Origin of the sequence: Streptomyces achromogenes subsp. achromogenes, assembly GCF_000720835.1 — a bacterium.
Classification (GTDB): Bacteria; Actinomycetota; Actinomycetes; order Streptomycetales; family Streptomycetaceae; genus Streptomyces; species Streptomyces achromogenes.
This window is the reverse complement of the sequence record NZ_JODT01000085.1, coordinates 1-626: the sequence shown is the minus strand read 5'-3', so window position 1 is coordinate 626 and position 626 is coordinate 1. Positions and strand designations below refer to the sequence as shown.

The 626-nt window shown below is 69.0% G+C and carries 1 pseudogene; it reads left to right on the top strand.

What is annotated here, in order from left to right:
* Positions 1-626 (top strand): annotated as a pseudogene (locus IH25_RS38225) (pullulanase-type alpha-1,6-glucosidase); the annotation flags it as partial.

Sequence of the window (626 nt, the reverse complement as noted above, 5' to 3'; positions counted from 1 at the left end):
TGAAGGTGTGGGCGCCGAGCGTGCGCGAGGTGGTCACCAACAAGGTCACCGACCCGTACTCGGTGGCGCTCACCGCAAACTCCGAGCGCAGTCTGGTCGTGGACCTGGACGACAGGTCGCTGGCCCCTGCGGGCTGGCGGGAGCTGCGCAAGCCGAAGGCCGTGCCGCTGCGGGACGCGCAGATCCAGGAGCTGCACATCCGGGACTTCTCCGTCGAGGACCGCACTTCCCGGCACCCGGGCACGTACCTGGCGTTCACCGACAAGGACAGCGACGGTTCCCGGCACCTGCGGGCGCTCGCCGAGGCGGGGACGTCGTACGTGCACCTGCTGCCCGCCTTCGACATCGCCACGATTCCCGAGCGCAAGGCGGATCAGGCGGTTCCGGACTGTGACCTGGCGTCTTTCCCGGCGGATTCGGAGCGGCAGCAGGAGTGTGTGGGGAAGGTGGCCGGGAAGGACGCCTACAACTGGGGGTACGACCCGTTCCACTACACCGTTCCGGAGGGCTCGTACGCCACCGATCCGGACGGTGTGGCGCGGACGGTGGAGTTCCGGCGGATGGTGCAGGCGCTGAACCGGGACGGGCTGCGGGTGGTGATGGACGTGGTGTACAACCACACGGCG